Below are 25,780 nucleotides of genomic sequence, written 5' to 3'. Positions count from 1 at the left end.
CAAAGCTCGGCCAGTGCCGGGGAAAAGCGGGAGAACCGGTGGCCAACGGCAGCAAAACGGGCCCCTGCGTGGGGCCCGTGGTGTGGCTTGCCGGTGGCAGAGCCGACTTACTGGGCGGCCCGCACCAGGGTGACGGTCTCTTCCGCCAGTGCCGTCAGGGTCGGGCGCTGTTCGCGCACATACTGCACGAAGGAGGCGGCGTCGGTGCCGCAATCCATGCCGCTCGCCTTGCAGTCAAGCTGATGGCCGGCGGCATAGCGGGCGCTGAGCTGATCGCCGCTCTGCTCCACCCGCTCGACCGGGAACGCCGTCAATTTGCCATCCTGCCAGGCGAGATCCTGGCGCTCGGCGTGCTGTGCCTGGGCGCGGGCCAGCGCCTGCCAGCCGTCGTTGCCGTTGGCGCTGTAGGCGTTCATCACCACCCGGTAGCGCGTCGCATCCACCAGATCCTGCCACTGGCCGTCAGCGTCCTGCCACTGCAGCTGGGTCAGAGTACCGCGCTTGCCCGGCGTAGTTTCGGTGAAGGTGTAGCGCAGGTGACCGCCGTAGGGGAACTTGCCGGCGTGGGCGCTGGCGGGCAGGGTGGCGGTGATGGTCTCGGTCAAGAGGGCGCGCACGTCGGCGCCGGTCAGGGTGAGCACCGAAAGCTGGTTCTTGAACGGCAGCAGGGTGAGCGCCGCATCCCCTTCGCGCAGCTCGCCGGCCGGCAGATCGGCGCGCACGCCGCCCACCGCCAGCAGGGCGAAGTGGACCGGGCCGCCGGTCAGCGCCTGCACCGCCGGGGTATTGGCCCAGTAGTACTGACCCTCGGCCACCAGCGGGGCGACGTCGGAGCCGTGGCTGTCGCTGCCGTTGTCACCGGGGCGACGGGCATTTTGCAGGGCGGCCGGCAGGGTGGCGATGACGGGGCCGAAGGCCTGCTCGAGGGCGGGCTTGTAGTGGCTGTCGATGATGCCGCGCAGGCGGGGATCTTCATCCACGGTCACCAGGTTGGGCTGGGCGTCGATGAACTTGGCTGCCTGCTTGCTGCGGGGCTCGTCCAGTGCCTGCTTGCGGGCGGGATCGGCGAAGAAGTCACGGCTGGCCAGCAACTGGTTCTGGCCCTTGCAGGCGATGACCCGGCCCTGGGCATCGAAGCTCACCTGGGCCAGTCCGATGGCCTGGGCATAGGAGCCGGCCTGCACCACGCAGGTCATGCCGACCCCGTCCGGGTTGGTGACAAGCGCCGCGTACTCGCCGGTGTTGCCCCAGCCGATGTTGCGAAAATCGCCGAGCAGGCTGTGGGAGTGACCACCGACGATGGCGTCGATGCCGTTCACCTTGGCGGCCAGCGCCAGATCCCGCTGGTTGCCGATGTGGGTGAGCGCCACGATCTGGTTGATGCCGTGCTGGCGCAGCAGGTCCACCGTCGCCTGGGCCGAGGTGATTTCGTTGCCAAAGCGCAGCTTGCCGACGTTGGGGGAGATGTTGGCCATGTCCTCCAGCACCAGCCCCATCACGGCGACCAGCTGTTTGCCCTGGGGCAGGTTGTTGAGATCGCTGACCGGGCTCTTCTGGTTGCCGTCGAAGGCGTAGATGACGAACGGCTTGAGATTGGCGGCGTGGCGCAGATCCGGATCGTCGCGGGTATCCAGGTTGGCGGCCAGCACCGGGAAGTTGACCCCCTGGATGAAGCGGGCGAGCTTCTGGTTGTCGAGATCGAACTCGTGGTTGCCAAGGGCCATGGCGTCGAGGCCGAACTGGCTCAGCAGCTCGGCGTTGGCCATCCCCTCGTTGAGCTTGAAGTAGCCGCTGCCCTGCCAGGCATCACCGCCATGCAGCAGCAGGATCGGCTGGTTCTTGGCCAGTGCATCGGCCTGGAAGGATTTCGCCATGGTGAGCAGGCGCGGATAGCCGCCAAAGCGGGTGTAGAGGGTGTCGGTCTCCCCCTGCTTGCCAAAGATGGGCCCCTTCAGCTCGGCGTTGACCGGGTCAAACTGGGAGTGAGTGTCGTTCATGTGAGCCAGGGTCAGCACGAAGGGCTGGCCTTCATTGCCGGGCTGACAGGCGAACAGGAAGCTGCAGAAGGCAAGGAGCAGCAGCGGGCGCAAGCGATTCATGGAACAATCCTTAACCTGCGACGGGGCAGGGCAGTACCGGGTGTAACTGGGACTAAAAAGACAAAAACCGCCATCTGGCGGTTTTTGTCACAACAGGGTCTATCAATGCTCAAACATGGCAGAGATGGACTCTTCGTTGCTGATGCGGCGAATGGCTTCGGCCAGCACGGAAGAGAGCGTCAGCTGCTTGACCTTGTCGACCGCCTTCATCTCCGCGGTGAGCGGGATGGAGTCGGTGATGATCAGTTCGTCGATCACGGAGTTCTTGATGTTCTCCACGGCGGAACCGGAGAAGACCGGGTGAGTGGCGTAGGCGAATACACGCTTGGCGCCGCGCTCCTTGAGGGCTTCTGCGGCTTTGCACAGGGTGCCGCCGGTGTCGATCATGTCGTCGACGATGATGCAGTCGCGGCCGGCCACGTCACCGATCAGGTGCATGACCTGGGAGACGTTCGGGCGGGGACGACGCTTGTCGATGATGGCGATGTCGGTATCGTCCAGCAGCTTGGCGATGGCACGGGCACGTACCACGCCGCCGATGTCCGGCGACACGACCACGGGGGATTCGAGGTTCTTGGACTTCATGTCTTCCAGCAGCACCGGGCTGCCGAACACGTTGTCGACCGGGACGTCGAAGAAGCCCTGGATTTGTTCGGCATGCAGGTCAACGGTCAGCACGCGATCCACACCGACGCTGGAGAGGAAGTCGGCGACGACCTTGGCGGTGATGGGAACACGGGCGGAGCGGACGCGGCGGTCCTGACGGGCATAACCAAAGTAGGGGATAACGGCAGTAATACGGCCAGCTGAAGCACGACGCAGAGCATCCACCATCACGATCAATTCCATCAAATTGTCGTTGGTCGGGGCACAGGTGGATTGAATGATGAAGATATCGCCACCACGTACATTCTCGTTGATCTGTACGCTGATCTCGCCGTCGCTAAAGCGACCTACGGCAGCATTGCCGAGTTTGATAAACAGGCGATCTGCGATCTTCTGGGCTAGTTCCGGCGTTGCGTTACCAGCAAACAGCTTCATGTCAGGCACGGTTTGAAACCTCGGGGTTGCATCCAGTATGTGGGGAGTCTTATTCAGACCCTTATCGTTTTGGGGCAAACGATTTATCAAGTTGACGGGTCAGACCACTATAGGCTGCTTTCAGGCCAGGTGCCTACGTTGCATGCGGCAAGTCGGTTGAGCGTCGTGCTGGTCGACGCCCCGTCATCCATGATGACCAGTGACCTCCCGACAACGAGAGGGTAACGATGGGTGCTGCAACCGGCGAGGGGGAGTGTGCACTCCCGGCAAGACTGCTGCGGCAGGTGAATCGATATACCCTGTTCGATGTTCAGGAGATGGCTGGGGTACTAGGATTCGAACCTAGGAATGGCGAGATCAAAACCCGCTGCCTTACCGCTTGGCGATACCCCAATCACTGACTTGTTGCAATGCAGCGAAGAGTGGTGATATGTTCTCGCCCTTGGCGACAAACCCATCCCATCCTTTCGGCACTTTTGCCAACACTTCCCGAGCAGCCACTTCGTCTTCAAACTGAGCAAAGACGCAGGCTCCTGTGCCCGTCATTCTTGACGGCGCGTATTCTAGCAACCAGCCGAGCGCATTGGCAACCTCGGGGTGGCGCTTTTTCACCAGCAATTCGCAATCGTTTTTCCACTCCCCTTCCAGCAGATTGTGCAATGCCATTTTCGGGGTATCTCTGGGCAGGTCCGGATCCTGGAACACGGCGGCGGTCGCCACATGGCAATCGGGCTTGAGCACCAGATACCAGGCACTCGGCAGCTCGACCGGCTGCAACCGCTCACCGACCCCCTCGGCAAAGGCGGCCTTGCCGCGCACGAATACCGGCACGTCGGCGCCCAGCTGGACGCCGAGCTCGGCCAGCTCGTCTTCACTCAAGCCGGCCTGCCACAGGTGGTTGAGGGCGACCAGGGTAGTGGCCGCGTCCGACGAGCCGCCGCCGATGCCGCCGCCCATGGGCAGCACCTTCTCCAGCCGGATATGGGCTCCCTGCGGGCTTGGCAGTTTTGCCTGCAGCAGGCGGGCGGCGCGGATGATCAGGTTCTGCTCGTCGGGCACGCCGGGAATGGCGGGGCTCAGGGTGAGCAAGTCGGTATCGGTGAGCGGCTCGAACTCGAGCCAGTCGCCGTGGTTGAGGAAGATGAACAGGGTCTGCAGCTCGTGGTAGCCATCCGGGCGACGGCCGTTGACGTGCAAAAAGAGATTCAGTTTGGCCGGAGCCGGCCAGCGCATGGCGCTCATGGGGGAGTCCTTGTCGATGGCCGCCATCAGCGGGTTATGGTCCACTGGTTGATCTGCAGCTTGAGGCGACTGCCCTGGCCGGTCATGGTGAGCAGGTGCGGCAGGCGGTAGCCGTCCTGATCCCGGTAATCGCCATAGACGATCTGCCACTGACCGTCCCGCACGCTGGCCAGACTGCGGTCGGGGTTGAGCTCGAATTCGGCCTGGCCCGGCAGCCCCTTGATCCACTCCGGCAGCCCGGCCACCGGAATGTTCCAGCCGGTGAGCTGATAGATGAGCGCCTCGGCATCCTGGCTCTGGTGCGGGTTGCCCTCGTTGTCGATCAGGGTGATCTCGCCCTTGCTGCGGGAGAGCTCGAGGATGTGAGTGCCGATCAGGCTGGTGAGGTTGAGGCGGTAGTCGTCGCCATCCTGCTGCCAGTTGACCCGGGCGCTGCCCTTCTGCTGGGTGGTGATGATGGCCATCTTGCCTGACAGCTGCCAGTGGCTGAGCTGCTCGAGACGGGTACGTTCCTGCTGCCAGTTGACCTGATCACGCTGGGGTTGGGTAGTGGCGCAACCGGCCAGCAACAGCAGGCAGCCAAGGGTGAAAAGACGCAACAACAAGGTCATGCTCCGGAAAAGGTGATTTGCCACAGTATACGGGGCGGCCGTATTGCTTTTAAAGACTTACCCTTTCTCGTACAATTGGCAGCCTTTACTCCCAGCGCACAGATACGATCCACGCCCACTCATGAGTTTGCTTGCCCTCGGAATCAACCACAACACCGCCAGTGTCGCCTTGCGGGAGCGGGTCGCCTTCGGCCCGGACTGCATCGATCGCGCCTTGCGTGAGCTGGTCGCCCAACCCGGTGTAAGCGAGGCGGTGATCGTCTCGACCTGCAACCGCACCGAGCTTTACTGCAGCCTGGCGCAGGGGCAGGGCGAGCAGGTGTTGCAGTGGCTGCAGCGTTTCCACGGTCTGGATGCGGCCGAGGTGGTCTCCGCCATCTACCAGCATCAGGACGAGGAGGCGGTCCGTCACCTGATGCGGGTGGCCTGCGGGCTCGACTCCCTGGTGCTGGGGGAGCCGCAGATCCTGGGGCAGATCAAGCAATCCTACGCCCATGCCCAGCAGTCCGAGGCGGTGAAGGGATCGCTGGAGCGTTTGTTCCAGAAATCCTTCTCGGTGGCCAAGCGGGTGCGTACCGATACCGAGATTGGCGCCAGCGCCGTGTCGGTGGCCTTTGCCGCGGTGAGCCTGGGGCGGCGGATCTTCTCCGATCTCTCCCAGACCAAGGTGCTGCTGGTCGGCGCCGGCGAGACCATCGAACTGGTGGCCCGTCACCTGCGCGAGCAGAACGTCACCCAGATGATGGTGGCCAACCGCACCCTGCAGCGGGCCCAGCTGCTGGCCGAAGAGTTCGGCGCCCAGGTGATGACGCTCGAAGAGATCCCGGACTACCTGCACGAGGCGGACATCGTCATCAGCTCCACTGCTAGCCCGCTGCCCATCATCGGCAAGGGCATGGTGGAGCGCGCGCTCAAGGCCCGCCGCTTCAAGCCCATGTTCCTGGTGGACATCGCCGTGCCCCGCGACATCGAGGCGGAGGTAGACGAGCTCTCGGACGCCTATCTCTACACGGTGGACGACCTGCAGGGGATCATCGAGCAGAATCTCGAGACCCGCAAGCGGGCCGCCGCCGAGGCCGAGCTCATCGTGCAGGAAGAGCGCGACGACTTCATGGGCTGGTATCGCAGCCAGCACTCGGTGGATCTCATCCGCGATTACCGCCACCAGTCCCAACAGGTGGCCGACGAAGAGCTGCAGCGCGCCCTGCTGGCCCTGCAGCAGGGCGAGAATGCCGAGCAGGCGCTCAAGGCGCTGGCCCACCGTCTCACCAACAAGTTGATCCACGCACCGACCCAGGCCCTGCGCCATGCCGCCGCCCAGGGGGATCACCACCAGCTGGCCCAGTTGCGCCAGGTGCTGGGGTTGTCACAAGAGTCATAGTTTTGGGGCGACCAGCCGGTCGTCCCGTCCTCCATCGAGAACACAAGATTTATGAACCCGTCACTGATCAGAAAGCTGGAAGGCCTCATCGAGCGCCACGAAGAAGTACAGGCCATGCTCGGCGAGCCGGACGTGGCCGCGGATCAGGATCGCTATCGCGCCCTGACCCGGGAATATGCCCAGCTGGAAGATATCGTTCACGCTTTCCAGCAATTCCGCCAGGCCGAAGAGAACCTGGATGCCACCCGCCAGATGCTGGAAGAGGATGATGCCGACCTGCGCGAGATGGCGCAGGAGGAGCTGCCGCTGGCCAAGGCGACCTTCGAGGAGCAGGAGCAGGCGCTGCAGGTGATGCTGCTGCCGCGCGACCCCAAGGATGACAACAACTGCTATCTGGAGATCCGCGCCGGTGCCGGCGGCGACGAGGCGGCGATCTTTGCGGGCGATCTGTTTCGCATGTATTCGCGCTACGCCGAGCGCCAGGGCTGGCGGGTTTCCATCGTCAGCTGCAACGACGGCGAGCACGGCGGCTACAAGGAGGTGATCGCCAAGGTAGAGGGTGAGCACGTCTACGGTCGCCTCAAGTTTGAATCCGGTGGTCACCGGGTGCAGCGGGTGCCGGAAACCGAATCCCAGGGCCGGGTGCACACCTCCGCCTGTACCGTCGCCGTGTTGCCGGAAGTGCCGGAAGCCGAGCAGATCGAGATCAACCCCTCGGAGCTGAAGATCGACACCTTCCGCGCCTCCGGGGCAGGCGGTCAGCACGTCAACAAGACCGACTCCGCCATCCGCATCACCCACCTGCCCACCGGCCTGGTGGTGGAGTGCCAGGATGAGCGCTCCCAGCACAAGAACCGCGCCAAGGCGATGTCGGTGCTTTCCGCCCGTCTGCAGGCGGCCGAGGATGAGCGCCACCGCGCCGCCGAGCAGAGCACCCGCCGCAACCTGGTGGGGTCGGGGGATCGCTCCGAGCGCATCCGCACCTACAACTACCCGCAGGGGCGCCTCTCCGAGCACCGCATCAACCTCACCCTCTATCGTCTCGGCGAGATCATGGAAGGGGACCTGGACTGCGTCATCAGCCCGATGATCCAGGAGTACCAGGCCGACCAGCTCGCCTCCCTGGCCGAGAGCAACTGATGCAGATCCAGCAGGCTCGCGCCCACATCATGGCGACCCTGGCAGGGGGGGAGTCCCCCCGCGCCGATGCCGATGCGCTGCTCTGCCATCTGCTGGAGTGCCGGCGCAGCTACCTGATGACCTGGCCGGAGCGCGAGCTCGATGCCGCCCAGCAGGCGACCCTGCAGGGCTGGCTCGAACGCCGTCTCAATGGCGAACCCATCGCCCACCTGATCGGCGAACGGGAGTTCTGGTCGCTGCCGCTCAAGGTGAGCCCGGCCACCCTGATCCCGCGCCCCGACACCGAGGTGCTGGTCGAGCAGGCGCTGGCGCGGCTGCCAGCAGGCCCCTGCGCCGTGCTGGATCTGGGCACCGGCACCGGCGCCATTGCACTGGCGCTCAAGTCGGAGCGACCGGATGCCGATGTATGGGCGGTGGACAGGATGCCGGCAGCGGCAGCCTTGGCGCGTGCCAACAGCGCCGCCCTTGGTCTGCCCATCGAGGTGCGCGACGGTAGCTGGTTTGAGCCGCTGGTCGATTCCTCGTCAAGCAAGGCGCCGCGCTTTGCCATGATCGTCTCCAACCCGCCCTACATCGACGGGGCGGATCCGCACCTCGATGAGGGGGATGTGCGCTTCGAACCTCGCTCCGCCCTGGTGGCGGACGAGCAGGGGCTGGCGGATATCCGGCTGATCGTGGCGGGTGCGCCGACCCATCTGCTGCCGGGCGGCTGGCTGTTGCTGGAGCATGGCTGGCAGCAGGGGGAGGCGGTGCGTCAACTCCTGCTGCAGCAGGGCTACCTTCAGGTGGAAACCGTGCGCGATTACGGCGATAACGAGCGGGTGACCCTGGGGCGGCTGGCTCAGTGATGATGACGGGCAGGCCGGGCCTGCCTTTGTTCAAGGACACGTTATGTATTTTGCTATCAAACATCTGCACCTGCTGCTGATAGGCTTGGCCGTGCTGATGTTCATGTTGCGCTTCTATTGGCTGCAGACCGGCTCGAACCGCGCCGCCAGCGCCCGAACCCTCAGGTTGAGCGGCTGGCTCAACGGCCTGGTGGTGCTCTCCGGCGTGCTGCTGTGCATGGTGCTGGATCTCAACCCGCTCAACAACGCCACCCCCTGGCTCAGCGAAAAGCTGACCGCCATCCTGGTGGTGGCCTTTCTGGCCATGATGGCACTGCGCCTGGCCCGCAGTAACGGCATCCGCTGGTTTGCGTTTCTGGGAGCCCTCGGCTGGGTCTTCTTCATCGCCAAGCTGGCCGTCTACAAGCAGGCCAGCCTGTTCGGTTAAGGATGATGACGATGATACGTGTAGACGAATGGACCGATTTCGAAGCCCATGACATCGCCGAGCTGGCGCTGTCGGTGAGCGATGAGATCCATGGCATCAGTGGCCGCGGGACGGCGGAGCTGGCCCGGCTCGACGCCTGGCTGGACGAGGCCATCGAGGAAGGGGATTGCGACCAGGTGCGCCGCCAGCTGTTGCAGGGCTTCTACCAGACCTTAGGCTTTCACGGCGACTGGCAGGACTACTTCTCGGTGGCCAACTGCGATCTGGCCCAGGTCCTGGCCCGCAAGCAGGGCATTCCGGTCAGCCTTGGCATCCTCATCATTCAGCTGGGGCGCAAGCTCGGGCTGGATGTGGAGGGGATCTGCTTCCCCGGCCACTTCCTAGTGAGCTTTGCCGGCAGTGAGGGAGAGGTCTATGTGGACCCCTTCACCGGCGACGAGCTGAGCCTGCATCACATCGAGCTGCTGCTGCGCGGGGCCCTCGGCAATCTGGCCACCCTCAGCTCGGATCACCTGCAGCCTGCCGGCCAGTGGGAGATCATCGAGCGGCTGCTCAACGTCAGCAAGGGCGCCCTGCTGCGGGAAGACCGGATGACTGAGGCGCTGCGCTGCAGTGAACTGCTGCTGCGGATGAAGCCCGGCGACCCGCTGGAGACGCGGGATCGCGGCTTCATCTACGAGCAGCTCGACTGCCCGCGTTTTGCCGCCGACGATTTTGAATACTTTATTGAACAGTGCCCGGACGATCCGGTGGCCGATGTGCTCAAGGCCCAGCTGGCTGCACTGGATCTGAGCCCCAAGCCCCTCCACTGAGGAACGGGTAACGGCCCCGCTGCATGGCGAGGTCCTGGCCGAATGAAGAGTCCCATGCCGTTGCATGCAAGGCCTGGGAGATACAACCGACGAGTATCGAGGCCATGCTGCTTTGGGCAGCGCGGCCGGATGTGGATTCAAGCCCTGCAAGCCCTTTTACCTAAGGAAGCCTGAGATGGAACAGAAGAATATCAAGGTCAATGGCATCGACGTCGCCAACGACAAACCGTTCGTGTTGTTCGGCGGCATGAACGTGCTGGAGTCGCGCGACATGGCGATGGCGGTGTGCGAGAAGTACGTGGAAGTGACCTCCAAGCTGGGTATCCCGTTCGTGTTCAAGGCGAGCTGGGACAAGGCCAACCGCTCCTCCATCCACTCCTATCGCGGTCCGGGTCTGGAAGAGGGGATGAAGATCTTCCAGGAGCTGAAAGCGACCTTCGGCATGCCGGTCATCTCCGATCTGCACGAGCCCCATCAGGCCAAGCCGGTGGCCGAGGTGGTCGACGTCATCCAGCTGCCCGCCTTCCTGGCGCGCCAGACCGATCTGGTGGAGGCCATGGCCCGCACCGGCAACGTCATCAACATCAAGAAGCCGCAGTTCCTGAGCCCAAGCCAGATGAAGAACATCACCGACAAGTTCGAGGAGTGCGGCAACGACCGTCTGATCCTGTGCGAGCGCGGTGCCAACTTCGGGTATGACAACCTGGTGGTGGACATGCTGGGGCTGGGGGTGATGAAGAAGAGCACCGGCGGCTATCCGGTCATCTTCGACGTGACCCACTCCCTGCAGTGCCGCGATCCCATGGGGGCTGCCTCCGGTGGGCGCCGCGAGCAGGTGACCGAGCTGGCCCGTGCCGGCATGGCGGTCGGTCTGGCCGGTCTGTTCATTGAATCTCACCCGGACCCCAAGATTGCTCGTTGCGACGGCCCGAGCGCGCTGCCGCTGGAGAAGCTGGAAGGCTTCCTCAAGCAGATGAAGGCCATCGACGATCTCATCAAGGGCTTCGAGCCGCTCGATACTTCCAGCTGAGTCAAGCTTTGCTTGCCCAATAAAAATGCCCCGCACTGCGGGGCATTTTTGTTTGCGGCCTGTTTTTATTTCTTTGGCCAGCATAAATCAATCACAGAATAAATACACCTAGGTTTCCGTGGTGTTAATGTTGTTAAATCTGTTGTGTGATTGATGTCTATTAATTGCTTTTTTTAACATGGGAAAGTAGCCCCTGTTGTGATGAGGGAACGGCACGAACCGGGCGAAATAACACTATTTCGTCACGGATTGCTGCATGCGTATTTCTGCCATGACACATCTCATTAAATTGACAGGACGTTAAGAATGCAGAAAAGAATAGTCAGCAGCCTGTATTTTCAGGTGTTGTTAGCGATCACCCTCGGGGTCATTCTGGGACATATATATCCCGACCTCGGTGCGGACATGAAACCGCTGGGGGATGGTTTCGTTAAATTAATCAAAATGATCATCGCCCCGGTTATATTCTGCACGGTGGTGACCGGTATTGCCGGCATGGAGAGCATGAAAGCGGTGGGTAAAACCGGCGCCATCGCGCTGCTCTATTTTGAAGTGGTCAGCACCATCGCCCTCATCATCGGGCTGTGCGTGGTCAACCTGCTGCAACCGGGGGCGGGCATGAACGTCGACCCCGCCACGCTGGACGCCAGTGCCATCTCCGCCTACGCCGAGCAGGCCAAGGCTCAGGGCATCATCCCCTTCCTGCTGGACGTGATCCCGGGCAGCGTGATCGGCGCCTTCGCCAGCGGCAACATTCTGCAGGTGCTGTTATTTGCGGTGTTGTTCGGCTTCTCCCTGCACCATATCGGCGAGAAGGGCAAAGTGATATTCAATGTCATCGACAGCTTCTCCCAGGTTATTTTCGGGATCATCAACATGATCATGCGGCTGGCACCGGTTGGGGCATTTGGTGCGATGGCCTTTACCATCGGGAAATATGGTATCGGCTCACTGGTTCAGCTCGGACAATTAATTGCCTGCTTCTACATGACCTGCCTGCTGTTTATTTTCCTGGTGCTGGGCAGTATTGCCAGAGCGAATGGTTTCAGCATCCTGCGCTTTATTTCCTATATCCGGGAAGAGCTGCTGATCGTGCTGGGAACTTCCTCTTCTGAATCCGTATTGCCGCGCATGCTGGTGAAGATGGAGACGCTCGGCTGCAAGAAATCGGTAGTGGGGCTGGTGATCCCGACCGGTTACTCCTTCAACCTGGATGGCACCTCCATCTATCTGACCATGGCGGCCATCTTCATCGCCCAGGCCACCAACACCCCGCTCGATCTGTTCCAGCAGATCACCCTGCTGGTGGTGCTGCTCATCTCCTCGAAGGGGGCCGCCGGGGTGACCGGCAGTGGCTTCATCGTGCTGGCGGCCACCATCTCGGCGGTGGGCCACCTGCCGCTGGCCGGGTTGGCGCTGATCCTCGGCATCGATCGCTTCATGTCGGAGGCCCGCGCCCTGACCAACCTCATCGGCAACGGGGTGGCAACCCTGGTGGTGGCCCGTTACTGCGATCAGCTCGATGAGCAGCAGATGCACGAGGCGCTGAGCAACCCGCCGCAAGCCGTCAAGCTGGATCAGCATTGAGCCGCCGATGCCCGCCTGTCGAGCAAGGGCCGCCAACGCGAGTAGGTGAATGCAAGCCATAAAAAAACGGCCCGTTTGGGCCGTTTTTCATGATACCGGTTGCTGCAGAGCGACTTACAGGCTCTGGGTGAAGGTACGGGTCACCACGTCACGCTGCTGTTCCGGAGTCAGTGCGTTGAAGCGCACGGCGTAGCCGGAGACACGGATGGTCAGCTGCGGGTACTTTTCCGGGTTGGCGATGGCGTCTTCCAGGGTCTCGCGACGCAGGACGTTGACGTTCAGGTGCTGGCCACCTTCGACGGCAGGCTCGGCTTGTACCGGCAGTTCACGGTATTCGAACTGGCCCAGGTCAGAGACGCTGACTTCCTGATCGGCGGCGAAGGTGTCGCCTTTGGCGCAGATGCAACGAGCCTGTTGCTTCTCTTCGTCCAGCAGCCAGAACGAGTTCAGCAGAGCGGCGTTGGCAGACTGGGTGATTTGGATGCCCTTGATCATGGTATGACTCCTCATAGGAAAGCGGATTCAACTGTAAGGAAATTACCCTGATGTATTTAAACCACCGGGATGATTTAAAGGGCCCTTGCCTTACACCTTTACTTTGTTGGGTCATATATACCACGATGGTAATATTACGAAAATTGATCTAAATCAAAAAATACGCGGTTTGCGCGAGAGAGAAGGGATTAAATTATTGAGATTAATCAAAAAGAGGTCATTTTTCTGATTATGTAAGGTATCTGAATTATGCATCTTCTATTAATTAAATCTAGTAATTTAACTACATGTTTTAGGGTTTGTGTCATGCATGAGTCGACCTCATCTCCTCTGTGGGGGCATCGGGGCCAAGCCTGCGGTGAAGGTGGCTGGGCCAGGTTTGCCCTCCCTCTGCTGCTCACACATCTATATAAGGTTGCCTCAGCCGAGCCTCTGATTGCCACGGTCACCATGACCCCGCTGCCCGCAGTGGCCGGGAGAGCTGGGTGCGCGGGAGGTTGTCATACCGTTGCGATGCAGTGGCCATTCGGGGGCGAGGGGACTCGGAAGAGGGTGCCAAGGTTGCGTCCCGGGGGCTGGCCCCCTATCCTGAGCCCCTTGCCGCATTAATGAGGGCATGGTGATGCCAGCACTGGGCCCAGCACCATGTCCTGCCGCATTCAGCGAGGATGGCGGCGTGCTGGCTCGCATGGCCCGGCATGGGCCAAGCCGCATGCCGCAAAACCCGCCGTATTCATCGAGGATGGTGGCGCGCCGACCCGCATCAGGCGGTGTGACCCTGCACAGGGTAACAGGGCGTCCATCCGGACAGATTCAATGAGGAGATTGGGGTGCAGACCTGGACTGATGTAATTGGCTCCGAGAAGGAGCAGGACTATTTCAAGGCGACCCTGGCGACCGTCAGGAGTGAGCGGGAGGCGGGCAAGGTGATCTATCCGCCGGCGACCGACGTGTTCAATGCCTTCAAGCTGACCGAGCTGGATCAGGTCAAGGTGGTGATCCTGGGTCAGGATCCTTATCACGGCCCCAATCAGGCACACGGCCTCTGCTTCTCGGTATTGCCCGGGGTGCGCACGCCCCCCTCGCTGGTCAACATCTACAAGGAGATGCAGCGGGATCTGCCGGGTTTTGTCACACCCAGTCACGGCTTTCTGGAGTCCTGGGCCAGACAGGGAGTGCTGCTGCTCAATACCGTGCTGACGGTCCAGGCGGGCCAGGCCCATTCCCATGCCCATCTGGGCTGGGAGACCTTTACCGACCGGGTCATCGAGCAGATCAATGCCAGCTGTCAGGGGGTGGTCTTCCTGCTGTGGGGCGCCCATGCCCAGAAGAAGGGGCGCTTCATCGACAGGCAGCGTCATCATGTGCTGAGCGCGCCGCATCCCAGCCCGCTCTCTGCTCATCGCGGCTTCATCGGCTGCGGTCACTTCTCCGAAACCAACCGGCTGCTGAGCCAGCAGGGGATGAGCCCCATCAACTGGCACTCGGTCTGCGAGTGAGGGGCCCGGCGGCTGGCGAGCGGGAGCATGAACAGGGGGGTGGCATTGTGCGTTACCCGCTGTTTTGTCTGCAGATGACTTGATTGAGTGCAAAGTTGGCGCGATAAATGACCGTATACTCGAAACAGGATCGTCTCATTTCAGCGCAAGGAGTGCCCATGCTAGCCAGTCTGCACAAGGACCATCTCAACATCGCCAGGTTGCTGGATCTGCTCAAACACAAGCTCGCCGCCATTCGCGACGAACAGCGGGTCAGCTATTTCCTGATCCGCGATGTGGTGGATTACCTGAGGGAAGTGTCGGACAAGTATCACCATCCGAAGGAAGACATCATTTATGACTACTACCTCAAGTACCGGGTAGTGGAGGGGGACGTCGCCAACCGGCTGCAGGCCGAGCATGCCAAGTTGCTGGAAGCCGGTGCCGAACTCAAGGAGATGGTGGAGATGATCCTGATGGATGCGGTGATCCCGCTCGATCAGTTTACCGCCAAGCTGGAGCAGTTCGTGGCGCTGCAGGAGGCGCACATGAACTACGAGGAGGGGGTCATCTTCCCCCATCTGCGCGACTCGCTGACCGAGGATGACTGGCGCCACCTCGAACAGATCTGGCAGAACCGCGCCATCGGGGATCCGCTGTTCGGGCCCGAGATCAGCCAGCACTTTCAGGCACTGGCCAAGCGTCTATCGCTGCCGCTCTCTTCCTGAGGGGAAACACTCTCTTAAAAAACAAGGCCCCGGTTAACCGGGGCCTTGTTTTTACAGTTCGATCTCGTCTGAGAGACCTTCGTAGGCGATGTCGATGGATTGCAGCTCCTTCTGCAGGCGGTGCTTGTCTTTCAACGCCTCAATCTCACGCCATTTACGTTTCTTTCCCGTTGTCCCGCGGCTACGTGAACCGAGCTCAACTACATCGTCATATTCGAAGTTGAACATTTCCATGGCTCCCTCCTTGGTTATTCTCGTTTTCACCATCCGTATAACATAACGGCATTGAAAATAAAACGTTTTCGTGACGAACACATGACAAGGGTCCGGCGCCCATAAAAAAACCGGGTTCCCTTGCGGGAACCCGGTTTTCATCGGCTCATGACTGCTCTCATCAGAGGCGGCTGGCCAGCATGGTTTCCAGCTTGCCCTGGTCGATGGCAAACATGCGGATGCCTTCGCCGAGCTTCTCGTGGGCCATGGCGTCCTGGTTCAGTTCCCAGCGGAATTCGGCTTCGGTCATCGGAGCCGGTTTGGCTTTGCGCTCGCCGGTGTAGTTCAGCTTGCGAACCACGGCGCCTTCGGTCTTGCTCAGCTCTTCCAGCAGGGCCGGGCCAATGGTCAGACGGTCGCAGCCGGCCAGTTCCAGGATCTCGCCGGTGTTGCGGAAGCTGGCGCCCATGACCACGGTCGGGTAGTCGTGCTGCTTGTAGTAGTCGTAGATGGAGGTGACGGAAACCACGCCCGGATCTTCGCTGGCGGTGTAGTCACGGTTGTGCTTGGCCTTGTACCAGTCGAGGATGCGACCGACGAACGGGGAGATCAGGAAGGCGCCGGCTTCGGCACAGGCACGGGCCTGGGCGAAGGAGAACAGCAGGGTCAGGTTGCACTGGATACCCTCTTTCTCCAGCACCTCGGCGGCACGGATGCCTTCCCAGGTGGAAGCCAGCTTGATCAGGATGCGATCATTGCTGATACCGGCTTCGTTGTAGAGACGGATCAGTTTGCGGGCCTTGGCGATGCTGGCTTGGGTATCGAAGGAGAGACGGGCATCCACTTCGGTGGAGATGCGGCCCGGGACGATTTTCAGCACTTCCAGGCCGATGTTGACCGCCAGCTTGTCGCCCGCGTCGATGATTTGCTGTGCCTTGTCCTGGCTCTGGGCTTTGGCCCAGTTGATGGCGTCTTCGATCAGCGCCGCGTATTCGGGGATCTCGGATGCCTTCAACACCAGAGAGGGGTTGGTGGTGGCATCGATGGGCTGGTAGCGCTTGATGGCTTCGATATCACCGGTGTCGGCGACAACTGTGGTCAGGGCTTTCAGCTGGGTTAATTTATCGGCCATGGCAAATATCATCTCTTTATGAGGGCGCACTCTTCTTGCAAAGGGTGCTGGCTCGGGGGTGGCGGGCGTGAGACGACAGTTCTGAAATAAAATTACAAAATCCCGGCGGCTCAGGCTCAGAAAAGCGCGATGGGTGTGTCCCATCGTCATTGCCTGCCTAATTAATACGGATGTGGCTCATCCTGCAATAGGGGGGGCTGTATGCTTATCAGCCACTCCCTGGCTGCGGTGGGAAAGAGTGGCTAAAAGTATTTGATAAAAAACGACTTTTATCCTTTTTGCCGGAGTGAATTTAGCGGCCGCCAAAAACAACTTTTTTGGTTGATTATCGGTTTTGTGGCATCGATCACACAAATTGTCCGATCAGCCTCTTGAAATTTTATTACGTGTAAAACGTTTGGCGAAATAAAGGGGTTTTGGCTGGCCGGACGGGTAAACGCTTGCGTAATGGTTTGCCCCCTTCTCTGCTTGCTCTACCTCTATGTAGATAATTGCCAAAAAGTGCTCTTTTGGGTCTAATTTGTCGGCTGATTGATTGGATTCTCAGTTTTGTTGAAATTTTGCGAGTTAAATGAAGCTTTAATGCACTGGATCGCTCGTTTTTTGTTTCCGCAGTGATCCCGATCACTATTCTGAACTCCCTCGCTATGCTAGATTCCGCCCCTTTAGTGAACCGCAAATTCAGAAACAGACAGCAAGGGGTCAGCGCAGACTGACCATGGATGTGATAACAACGAGAGAAATATGGATACCTTGATCGCAATGATTAACGACCTGATGTGGGGAGCCGTGCTCATCTACCTGCTCATCGGCGTCGGCATCTTCTTCACCTTCCGCCTGGGTTTTATCCAGATCCGCCACTTCGGCCACATGTTCTCCGTCTTGCGCAACAGCCGCAAATCAGACAACGCCGGCATCTCCTCCTTCCAGGCCCTCTGTACCAGCCTTGCCGCCCGCGTGGGTACCGGTAATCTGGCCGGGGTGGCGGTGGCCATCTATCTGGGTGGCCCGGGGGCCATCTTCTGGATGTGGCTGATCGCTTTCATCGGCATGGCGACTGCCTTCGTCGAGAGCACCCTGGCCCAGCTCTACAAGGTCAAGGATGAGGACGGCAACTACCGTGGCGGCCCCGCCTACTACATGGAGAAGGGGCTCGGCATGCGCTGGATGGGGGTGTTGTTCTCGCTCTGTCTGATCCTGGCGTTCGGTCTGGTGTTCAACGCGGTACAAGCCAACTCCATCAGCCTGGCGATGAACGTGGCCTTCGGCATTCCCGACTGGGTCAGTGGTCTGGCACTGGTGGTGCTCTCCGGTCTCATCATCTTCGGCGGCATTCGCGGCATCGCCCGTTTCGCCGAGCTGGTCGTGCCTTTCATGGCGCTGGCCTACATCCTGATGGCGCTGTTCGTGGTAGCCATGAACATCAGTGAGCTGCCGGGGGTATTCAGCCTCATCATCAAGTCCGCCTTCGGTCTTGAACAGGCCGGCTCCGGTGCGCTGGGCTACGCCATCTCCCAGGCGATGATCAACGGCATCAAGCGCGGTCTCTTCTCCAACGAGGCAGGCATGGGCTCCGCTCCCAACGCCGCCGCGACCGCGACCCCCTATCCGCCGCACCCGGCCTCTCAGGGTTATGTGCAGATGCTGGGGGTGTTCCTCGACACCATCGTCATCTGTACCTGTACTGCCGCCATCATCCTGATGTCCGGCCAGTTTGAGCCGGGTTCCGGCATCACCGGGGTGGAGCTGACCCAGCGGGCGCTCTCCTCCCAGATCGGTGGCGGTGGCAACATCTTCATCGCCGCGGCCATCTTCTTCTTCGCCTTCACCTCCATCGTGGCGAACTACTCCTACGCCGAGACCAACCTGGTGTTCCTCGAGCACAACCACAAGGGCGGCCTGATGCTGTTCCGGATGTTCGTGCTGGGCATGGTGATGTTCGGCTCGGTGGGCGAGCTGCCGACCGTGTGGGCCATGGCGGACGTCTCCATGGGGCTGATGGCCATCGTCAACCTGGTGGCGATTCTGCTGCTCTCCGGGGTGGCCATCAAGCTGGCGCGGGACTACAACGACCAGCTCAAGTTGGGCAAGGTGCCCACCTTCGATGCCAACAAGTACCCCGAGATCCGCAGCCAGCTGGAAGAGGGGATCTGGGACAATCCGGCGCAAAACAGCAAGCAGGCATAAGCCTCGCAGTCGCCGTTGTCTGACAACAAGGGGAGCCAGTGGCTCCCCTTTCTGTTTGGGCGTGTCAGTGGTGGACATCCCAGCGCCGGCAGATCTGGCGCAGCCGTCGTCGCAGCTGGCGCAGAGTGCGTTGGCGCTGAGCCGCCGACAAGGGGGCATAACGCCAGCGCCGGTAGAGCCAGGCCCCCTGTTGCAGCGGCCGCGCGAGAGAGGGTCTGAGGTCGGCGAGGCGCTCGCACCAGCTGGCCAGGCTCTCCCCCGCCAAGGGCTGCCAGCCATGGCGCGCGGCGCGCCAGCGCAGAGGCTGCCATAGCCGCAGGGGTAGCGGAGCCGGGCCGCGCCAGATCAGCAGGCCGCCTACCAGGCTGGCTACCCCCAGCAGGGCGGCCAGGATCAGCCAGTGAGTATGGCCGGCCAGCACCGGCCAGCGTTGTCCCAGCTGCTGCCACAGGCTGGCGGCATCATAGTTGAGCACCCAGCGGGTCCATTGGTAATCGAGATTGGCCCCCCACCAGCGCAACTGGTTGAGCAGGGCCCAGTTGCGATAACGCTGCAGGGAGAGGGGGTCCGCGGCGGCGAACTCGCCACCAAGGGCCGCCGGCATGCCCCCCTCGATGCGCTGGGGGGCCACTGCTGCGGTGGGATCGAGCCGCTGCCAGCGGTTCTGCTCATCCAGATACTCCACCCAGGCGTGGGCATCAAACTGATGCACCTCCAGATAGTTGCCCCTCGGATTCCACTCACCGCCGAGGTAGCCGGTCACCAGCCGGGCCGGGACGCCGGCCGCCCGCAGCACGAAGGCTGTGGCCGTGGCGTAGTGACCACAAAAGCCGCGCCGGCTCTCGAACAGAAAATCATCCACCCCGTCTTGCCCCAGCCGCGGCGGCTGCAGGGTGTAGTAGAAGTCGCCCTGGCGAAACTCGCCCAGCAGGGCGGCGGCCAGCGCCTCTGGCGCCGGATGGCGGGCCTTGAGCGCCAGGGCGTGGGCCCGGGCCTTGGGGTTGCCACTGGCGGGCAACTGCAGGTTGAGGTGACGGGCAGCGTCATCGGCTGGTGGCGCCATGGCGGCCGTGCTGACCCGGTAACTGACGCGGCCATCCCCCCGATCCTGACGATAGAGGGTGGTGAGGGGGCTCAAGGTGACCGGGCCGCTCAACACCTCGGGGTTGGCCTGGGCCAGGGTCCAGCGCAGGCGCTGGGGCTCGGCGATCACCTGATAGCTGCCGGCGGGCAGCGGGGTCGTCGGGTTGGCCGCCGGCGGCATCTGCACGGATTGGGATTGTTGCCAGCGGCGCACCTGCTCGCTGAGCAACCAGCGCCGGCCATCGAACAGCTCCTGGCGCATCAGCGGGAAGTAGCGCTCCTTCGGCGGGGGCGGCGCGGCGGCGAAGGTGATGCGAAAGGCCAGCTCGGAGGAGTTGACCAGCTCGCTGATGTCGCCGGGGGCCACCTCCTCCGAGAGGCCGGAGAGGGCGCGGCTGCTGCTCGGCATCTGCCACAGCGGTGCGAGCCTTGGCAGCAGCAGAAACAGGGTGAGCAGCAGGGGGATGGCCAGCAGCAGGATGAGCCCGGCCCGGCGCCACAGCCGCTGGCCGAGGGGCTGCACCGCCGCCAGCAAGGTGGTGACTGCCAGCCAGAGCGCCCCCGTCATCGCCAGGGCCCACCCCATGCTTTGCCGCTGCACCAGTGCCAGCGCAACGAGAAAGAAGGCGAGCAGCAGCACCTGCTCCACATCCCGCTCTCGCCGTACCTCGATGAGCTTGAGGCCGTAGCCGAGCCAGAGCAGGTTGATGAGGGCCGGCAGGGTGCCGAGCTGGCGCCACTGCCAGCCAAGCAGCGCCACACCCAGCATGGCCAGCAGTGCCAGCGCGGCAGCGGGCGGCGGGCGCCAGCCCCGCCACAGCATCATGGCCCGCACGCCCAGGGTGAGCAGTGAAACGACCACCACCCAGAGTTGCAGCTGGGGCCAGAGTGCCGGGATCAGCAGCAGTTGCAGCAGGGCGAGCAGCGGCAGCAGGCGCCGGTTATCGAGCAGCATCGAGGTCGGTCTCCTGCGGCGACTTCACGGTATCGACGCGGGCCAGCGCCAGCCGGCAGCGCTGCAAAAAGGCGGCGCCGCTGTCCGGCCCGAGCGTCTGGCCCGCCAGCGTCAGGCTGAAGGGAATGCCCCGCTTGGCATAGTCGTCACACCACCAGGCGAGCACCGCCAGCCGCTGCTCCAGATCCCGGCCGCCGACCCGCTGCAGGCTGAGGTGGGTATCATCCTGCCCCGGCTCGCAGAACTGCTTCACCAGCAGGCCGCGTCCCTGGGCGAGCTGCTTCCAGGCGACCCGGCTCAGCGGCTCCCCGCTCTGGTGGGCCCGCAGCATGTCGAAATCCCCCATCGAGGCCGGGGTGGGCTGCCCCTGGTTGCCCGCCGTATCGGCCGTTGCCTCCCCGCGCAGGGGGCCATACTCGGGGGCCGGGGCGAGCCAGCCCTCCAGCTGCAGGTCCAGCAGTGTCCAGCAGCGAAACAGGCCGAGGGGGTAGCGGCTCTCCACCCGCAGCCTCTCCAGCGGCAGGCGTCCGCGCCGTGGGCCCAGCACCGGCAGGAGCAGGGGTTGCGGCACCGCATCCACCTGCGCCAGCCAGAGTCGCCCTTCATTGAGGGAGAATTGCAGTGCCTGCAGCGGTCGTTCGCTGCGCACCGTGATGAGCATGGGCAGGGGGCTGCCCGCCTCTCCCAGCACGGCAGGCCCCCCCAGCAGAGACAGCCCCAGCAGGTTGCGGTGGGTGAGCCACATGGCCACCATGAACAGGCTGCCGAGGCCGTAGGCCACCAGCAACACCAGGTTGTTCTGGTAGTTGGTGCCGAGCAGATAGATGGCCAGCATCACCAGCAGATACCAGAGGCCGAGCCGGGTGGGCAGGATGAACAGGCAGCGCCCCTGCAGGGTGATCTGGCGGGTCGGCGGGATGCGCCGGGCCAGCCAGCCTTGTTGCCACCTGGCCCTGCGCTGGCGCCAGTTCATCAGGGGCGATCCGGATCGACCCGGGCCAGCAGACGCTGGCTCAGCGGGCAGGCTTCGCCGCGCTGCACCCCGAAGCTGCCCCTGAGCCTGTGCTCGGCCACATAGGGGAAGACCGCCTGTACATCCTCCACGCTGACGAAGCGGCGGCCCGCCACCAGTGCCCAGGCCCGGCTCACCGCCAGCAGGGTCTGGGCGGCGCGGGGCGAGAGCGGTTGCGGCAGGTCGGCGTCGAAGCGGCTCTGCTGCACCAGCGCCAGCAGGTAGTCGAGGCTGGCATCGGAGAGGTGGATCTGCGCCGCCTCGGCCTGCAGGGCGGCCAGCTCGGCGGCGCTCAGCTGCCGCTCGAGGGGCGCGCTCTGGCTGGCCCCGCGCAGCAGTCGGCGCTCCGCCTCCTGCGTGGGAAAACCGAGGGAGAGGCGCACCGCGAAGCGATCGAGCTGGGATTCCGGCAGGGGATAGGTACCCGCCTGATCCACCGGGTTCTGGGTAGCGATGACGAAGAAGGGGGAGGGCAGCGGGTGGCTCTCTCCCTCTATGCTCACCTTGCCCTCGGCCATGGCCTCCAGCAGGGCGCTCTGCACCTTGGGGCTGGCGCGGTTGATCTCGTCCGCCAGCAACACCTGGGCAAAGACGGGGCCCGGGTGAAAGCGAAACTGCTGCTGGTGGGGATCAAAGATCTGCAGCCCCAGCAGATCGGCCGGCAGCAGATCGGCGGTGAACTGCACCCGCCGGCAGTCGAGCCCCAGCACCTGCGCCAGGGCATGGGCCAGGGTGGTCTTGCCCATCCCGGGCAGATCCTCGATCAGCAGGTGGCCGCGGGCCAGCAGGGTCACCAGCGCTATCTTGAGCTGCAACGGCTTGCCGAGGATCACCTGCTCCAGTGCCGTCAGCAGCCGGGTTATCTGTGGTTGTGTCTGCACGTGCGCCTCCCTGTGTGATGCCGCCTCTACAGCTTATACGCCCGTGGCCGGGCAAGAGGGGCAAGTCATGGATAACCCATTGAATCTGGATGATTTGGTGGGCGACTTCACACAGACTTCACCCAGGCTCATGCTCGGCACACGCTAGCCGGTTAGGCTGACGGCTCCTGAACATACTGAGATTTTTGCCATGAAACAGACCAGATCCCTGCCACTGCTAGCCCTCGGCACCCTGCTGCTTGCCCCGCTCTCCCTGGCGGCCCCCGTCGATCCGCTGAATGCTGTGGTGGATGACGCCATCCGCCCCATGCTCAAGCAGCACAGGATCCCGGGCATGGCGGTCGCCGTGCTGAAGGGGGGGCAGGCCCACTACTTCAACTACGGGCTGGCCGATATGGCGGCTGGGAAGAAGGTCAACGAGCAGACCCTGTTCGAGATTGGCTCGGTCAGCAAGACCTATACCGCCACCCTGGGTGCCTACGCCGTGGTCAAGGGAGGGATTGGGCTGGATGACAAGGTGAGCCGGCACGCGCCCTGGCTCAAGGGCTCCGCCTTCGATGGCATCACCATGGCCGAGCTCGCCACCTACAGCGCCGGCGGGCTGCCGCTGCAATTCCCCGACGAGGTGGAATCGGTCGAGCAGATGCAGGCTTACTATCGCCAGTGGACGCCGGCCTATCAGCCGGGCAGCCATCGTCAGTACTCCAACCCCAGCATCGGCCTGTTCGGCTATCTGGCGGCGAGCAGCCTGCAGCAGCCGTTTGCCCAGTTGATGGCGCAGACCCTGCTACCCGGACTGGGTATGCACCACACCTATCTCGATGTGCCGAAGCAGGCCATGGCGAGTTATGCCTATGGCTATTCGAAGGAGGACAAGCCTATCAGGGTCAATCCCGGCATGCTGGCCGACGAGGCCTACGGCATCAAGACCAGCTCGGCGGATCTGCTCGCCTTCGTGAAGGCCAATATCAGCGGGGTTGATGACAAGGCGTTGCAGCAGGCCATCTCCCTGACCCACCAAGGGCGCTACTCGGTCGGCGAGATGACCCAGGGGCTGGGCTGGGAGAGTTACGCCTATCCCGTCAGCGCGCAGACGCTGCTGGCGGGCAACTCCTCGGCGGTGATTTACAATGCCAACCCGGTCAAACCTGTTGCCGCGTCCCAAGAGACGGGGGTGGCGCGACTCTACAACAAGACCGGCTCGACCAACGGCTTTGGTGCCTATGTGGCCTTCGTGCCCGCCAAAGGGATCGGCATCGTCATGCTGGCCAACCGCAACTACCCCAACGAGGCCAGAGTCAGCGCGGCCCATGCCATTTTGAGCCAGCTGGCCCCCTGATCCGCCGCACTTGGCGGACGGCCCACGGGTCGCCAACACCATGTTGAAAAACGCCGGCCAGTCCGGCGTTTTTTTATGCACAGGGGTTGGTCGCGGGAAAAACAGATCCGTTTGCACCAATAAAACTAATGTGGTTTCATTAGAAAACTTCACCTATTGCAACAAGTGAAGTGTGATCGGCTATTGGTTTGCGTTAATAGCAGTGTCTTATCATGCCATCTGTCGATTTTTCGGCTTTTACAATTGTCGCGAGAGTGTCCGGTGTGCGATGACGGGGGCAAACAGCTGCCAGCCCGTTGCCAAACGCCTGCGGAATATTGTGCCGGGCATGAAGTCGCCCGATCCCCCACCTTATCGTGTCAGGAGCCATCCGGCTTATTCCCAGCCCTGCCAGCTGACCATCCGCCGCTGCGAGCACAGTGGTGATCACCACAGACAGAGGTGCCCGCGCACATTTATCCGTGCGGCGGCCCCATATCACACCAATAAAAAACACCAAGACAGGTAGGTTAGCATGCGTCCATCGGCCCCGACCGGGTTGTTGCAACAGCCCAAACCCTTTTTCATGATCTTCTTCGTCGAACTCTGGGAGCGCTTCGGTTATTACGGCGTCCAGGGGATCCTGGCGGTGTTCTTCGTCCAGCAGCTGGGATTTTCACAGGAGCAGTCGTTCATCACCTTCGGTGCCTTCTCGGCACTGGTATATGGCCTCATCTCGGTGGGCGGTTATGTGGGCGACCACGTGCTGGGTACCAAGCGCACCATGGTGCTGGGGGCCATCGTGCTGGTCATCGGCTATTTCATGACCGGCATGTCCATCTACAATCCCGACCTCATCTTCTATGCACTGGGCACCATCGCCGTCGGCAACTGCCTGTTCAAGGCCAACCCCGCCAGCCTGCTCGCCAAGTGCTATGAGCGTGGCGATCCCCGGCTGGATGGGGCCTTCACCCTGTTCTACATGTCGATCAACATCGGCTCGCTCATCTCGCTGTCGCTGGCGCCGGTCATCGCCGATCACTACGGCTATACGGTGACCTACAACCTGTGCGGGGTGGGCCTGGTCATCGCGCTGCTGACCTTCTTCGCCTGTCGTCACATGGTCAGGGACATCGGCTCCGAACCCGACCATCTGCAGCTCGATTACGGCAAGCTGCTGCTGGTCTTGCTGGGGTCGGTGGCGCTGGTCTTCTTCTGCGCCTGGCTGATGCACCACGTGGTGATCGCCAACATGGTGCTGATGACGGTGACCCTGGCCGTGGTGATCTTCTTCTTTCGCGAGGCCTTCAAGCTCGATGCGGTGGCTCGCAACAAGATGTACGTGGCCTTCGTGCTGATGCTGGAAGCCGTGGTGTTCTACGTGCTCTACGCCCAGATGCCGACCTCGCTCAACTTCTTTGCCATCAACAACATGCATCACGAGATGCTGGGGATGAGCGTCAACCCCATCAGCTTCCAGGCGCTCAACCCCTTCTGGGTGGTGGTCGGCAGCCCGGTGCTGGCGATGATCTATACCCGGTTGGGCAGCAAGGGGCGGGATCTCACCATGCCGCTTAAGTTCACCCTGGGCATGCTGTTCTGCTCCCTCGGCTTTCTCACCGCGGCGGCCTCCGGCATCTGGTTTGCCGATGCACAGGGGCTCACTTCACCCTGGTTCATGGTGCTCATTTATCTGTTCCAGAGTCTGGGAGAGCTGATGATCAGCGCCCTGGGGCTGGCCATGGTGGCGGCATTGGTGCCGCAGCGGCTGATGGGCTTCATCCTCGGGATGTGGTTCCTGACCCAGGCGATGGCCTCTTTGCTGGGGGGCTATGTGGCGACCTTTACCGCCGTGCCGCAAGGGGTGACCGATCCGCTGCAGACCCTGCCCATCTACACGGACGTGTTTGGCAAGATTGGGCTGGTGACGCTGCTGGTGGCGGTGGTAATGGCGCTGATGGTGCCCTGGCTCAACCGCATGATGCATGCCGGTCAGGGTGAAGAAGGGGAGGATTTGCTCTCGCAACAGGCCAAGGCCTGATGCAGGCATGGGGGAGGGGCAGGATTGACCTGCCTCTCC

The 25,780-nt window shown here is 62.3% G+C and carries 22 protein-coding genes and 1 tRNA gene; 12 read left to right on the top strand and 11 right to left on the bottom strand.

The annotated features are described in order from the left end of the window. Positions 1-107: 107 nt before the first annotated feature. The 5 genes from OKB87_RS21080 to lolB form a co-directional block, all read right to left on the bottom strand. A complete protein-coding gene (locus OKB87_RS21080) occupies positions 108-2,099 on the bottom strand; it encodes a bifunctional metallophosphatase/5'-nucleotidase (RefSeq protein WP_118880703.1) in 1,992 nt (663 codons plus the stop codon). 102 nt (positions 2,100-2,201) lie between these two features. Then, on the bottom strand, positions 2,202-3,149 hold the full coding sequence (locus OKB87_RS21075) for a ribose-phosphate pyrophosphokinase (RefSeq protein ID WP_005298464.1): 948 nt from the start codon (positions 3,147-3,149) through the stop codon (positions 2,202-2,204). A gap of 309 nt (positions 3,150-3,458) precedes the next feature. After that, a tRNA-Gln gene (locus OKB87_RS21070) sits at positions 3,459-3,533 on the bottom strand. Next, complete coding sequence (gene ispE, locus OKB87_RS21065) at positions 3,513-4,382, bottom strand: 4-(cytidine 5'-diphospho)-2-C-methyl-D-erythritol kinase (protein WP_024945933.1); 870 nt, start codon at positions 4,380-4,382, stop codon at positions 3,513-3,515. The genes OKB87_RS21070 and ispE overlap by 21 nt, the downstream gene beginning before the upstream one ends. Positions 4,383-4,408: 26 nt before the next feature. After that, positions 4,409-4,993 (bottom strand): lipoprotein insertase outer membrane protein LolB, encoded by a 585-nt coding sequence (gene lolB / locus OKB87_RS21060; RefSeq protein ID WP_101614113.1) that lies wholly within the window; start codon positions 4,991-4,993, stop codon positions 4,409-4,411. A 121-nt stretch (positions 4,994-5,114) separates the two neighbouring features. Between lolB and hemA the strand changes: the two genes are divergently transcribed. The 7 genes from hemA (at position 5,115) to OKB87_RS21025 (ending at position 12,218) form a co-directional block, all read left to right on the top strand. Beyond that, positions 5,115-6,374: a glutamyl-tRNA reductase gene (gene hemA / locus OKB87_RS21055; RefSeq protein WP_016351604.1), complete on the top strand. Its 1,260-nt coding sequence runs from the start codon at positions 5,115-5,117 to the stop codon at positions 6,372-6,374. A gap of 51 nt (positions 6,375-6,425) precedes the next feature. After that, positions 6,426-7,514, top strand: coding sequence for a peptide chain release factor 1 (prfA, locus tag OKB87_RS21050; protein ID WP_011706935.1), 1,089 nt, complete (start codon positions 6,426-6,428; stop codon positions 7,512-7,514). Then, positions 7,514-8,362, top strand: coding sequence for a peptide chain release factor N(5)-glutamine methyltransferase (gene prmC, locus OKB87_RS21045; protein ID WP_270828452.1), 849 nt, complete (start codon positions 7,514-7,516; stop codon positions 8,360-8,362). Before prfA ends, prmC begins: the two co-directional genes overlap by 1 nt. 43 nt (positions 8,363-8,405) lie before the next feature. Continuing rightward, positions 8,406-8,789, top strand: a complete 384-nt coding sequence (locus tag OKB87_RS21040; RefSeq protein WP_016351602.1) for a SirB2 family protein — start codon at positions 8,406-8,408, stop codon at positions 8,787-8,789. An 11-nt stretch (positions 8,790-8,800) separates the two neighbouring features. Further along, positions 8,801-9,601: a SirB1 family protein gene (locus OKB87_RS21035; protein WP_010633228.1), complete on the top strand. Its 801-nt coding sequence runs from the start codon at positions 8,801-8,803 to the stop codon at positions 9,599-9,601. A gap of 175 nt (positions 9,602-9,776) precedes the next feature. Beyond that, a complete protein-coding gene (gene kdsA / locus OKB87_RS21030; protein ID WP_270828451.1) occupies positions 9,777-10,631 on the top strand; it encodes a 3-deoxy-8-phosphooctulonate synthase in 855 nt (284 codons plus the stop codon). 306 nt (positions 10,632-10,937) lie between these two features. Further along, complete coding sequence (locus OKB87_RS21025; RefSeq protein ID WP_270828450.1) at positions 10,938-12,218, top strand: dicarboxylate/amino acid:cation symporter; 1,281 nt, start codon at positions 10,938-10,940, stop codon at positions 12,216-12,218. 114 nt (positions 12,219-12,332) lie between these two features. Here the strand turns inward: OKB87_RS21025 and grcA are convergent, their stop codons facing one another. Further along, positions 12,333-12,713, bottom strand: a complete 381-nt coding sequence (grcA, locus tag OKB87_RS21020; RefSeq protein WP_011706929.1) for an autonomous glycyl radical cofactor GrcA — start codon at positions 12,711-12,713, stop codon at positions 12,333-12,335. Between the two features lie 830 nt (positions 12,714-13,543). Here grcA and ung point away from each other — a divergent pair. Continuing rightward, complete coding sequence (gene ung, locus OKB87_RS21015; protein ID WP_016351600.1) at positions 13,544-14,212, top strand: uracil-DNA glycosylase; 669 nt, start codon at positions 13,544-13,546, stop codon at positions 14,210-14,212. Positions 14,213-14,370: 158 nt separating this feature from the next. Continuing rightward, on the top strand, positions 14,371-14,919 hold the full coding sequence (locus OKB87_RS21010) for a hemerythrin domain-containing protein (protein ID WP_011706927.1): 549 nt from the start codon (positions 14,371-14,373) through the stop codon (positions 14,917-14,919). Between the two features lie 51 nt (positions 14,920-14,970). On the opposite strand, the gene OKB87_RS21005 is transcribed toward OKB87_RS21010, so the two are convergent. Together OKB87_RS21005 and tal are read right to left on the bottom strand one after the other, a co-directional pair. Beyond that, positions 14,971-15,153, bottom strand: coding sequence for a DUF3545 family protein (locus OKB87_RS21005; protein WP_016351599.1), 183 nt, complete (start codon positions 15,151-15,153; stop codon positions 14,971-14,973). Positions 15,154-15,313: 160 nt separating this feature from the next. Continuing rightward, positions 15,314-16,264, bottom strand: coding sequence for a transaldolase (tal, locus tag OKB87_RS21000; RefSeq protein ID WP_016351598.1), 951 nt, complete (start codon positions 16,262-16,264; stop codon positions 15,314-15,316). 744 nt (positions 16,265-17,008) lie between these two features. Between tal and OKB87_RS20995 the strand changes: the two genes are divergently transcribed. Next, positions 17,009-18,451, top strand: coding sequence for an alanine/glycine:cation symporter family protein (locus tag OKB87_RS20995; protein ID WP_011706925.1), 1,443 nt, complete (start codon positions 17,009-17,011; stop codon positions 18,449-18,451). A gap of 64 nt (positions 18,452-18,515) precedes the next feature. Here the strand turns inward: OKB87_RS20995 and OKB87_RS20990 are convergent, their stop codons facing one another. Genes OKB87_RS20990 through OKB87_RS20980 form a run of 3 tightly spaced genes read right to left on the bottom strand, consistent with a single transcriptional unit; the run spans position 18,516 to position 22,382 of the window. After that, positions 18,516-20,489, bottom strand: coding sequence for a transglutaminase family protein (locus OKB87_RS20990; protein ID WP_270828449.1), 1,974 nt, complete (start codon positions 20,487-20,489; stop codon positions 18,516-18,518). After that, entirely contained in the window at positions 20,476-21,462 is a 987-nt protein-coding gene (locus OKB87_RS20985) for a DUF58 domain-containing protein (protein WP_270828448.1), read from the bottom strand. Before OKB87_RS20985 ends, OKB87_RS20990 begins: the two co-directional genes overlap by 14 nt. Further along, positions 21,462-22,382, bottom strand: coding sequence for an AAA family ATPase (locus OKB87_RS20980; RefSeq protein ID WP_270828447.1), 921 nt, complete (start codon positions 22,380-22,382; stop codon positions 21,462-21,464). The genes OKB87_RS20985 and OKB87_RS20980 overlap by 1 nt, the downstream gene beginning before the upstream one ends. A 190-nt stretch (positions 22,383-22,572) precedes the next feature. On the opposite strand from OKB87_RS20980, the gene ampC reads away from it, so the two are divergent. Further along, on the top strand, positions 22,573-23,721 hold the full coding sequence (ampC, locus tag OKB87_RS20975) for an FOX/MOX family class C beta-lactamase (RefSeq protein ID WP_270828446.1): 1,149 nt from the start codon (positions 22,573-22,575) through the stop codon (positions 23,719-23,721). A gap of 514 nt (positions 23,722-24,235) precedes the next feature. Next, positions 24,236-25,741 (top strand): dipeptide/tripeptide permease DtpB, encoded by a 1,506-nt coding sequence (gene dtpB, locus OKB87_RS20970; RefSeq protein WP_270828445.1) that lies wholly within the window; start codon positions 24,236-24,238, stop codon positions 25,739-25,741. Positions 25,742-25,780 lie beyond the last annotated feature (39 nt).

Source organism: Aeromonas sp. Y318-1, assembly GCF_027706125.1.
GTDB classification, from domain to species: domain Bacteria; phylum Pseudomonadota; class Gammaproteobacteria; order Enterobacterales; family Aeromonadaceae; genus Aeromonas; species Aeromonas hydrophila.
Note: the sequence above shows the minus strand (reverse complement) of the source record. Positions and strands in the feature narration are given on the sequence as shown.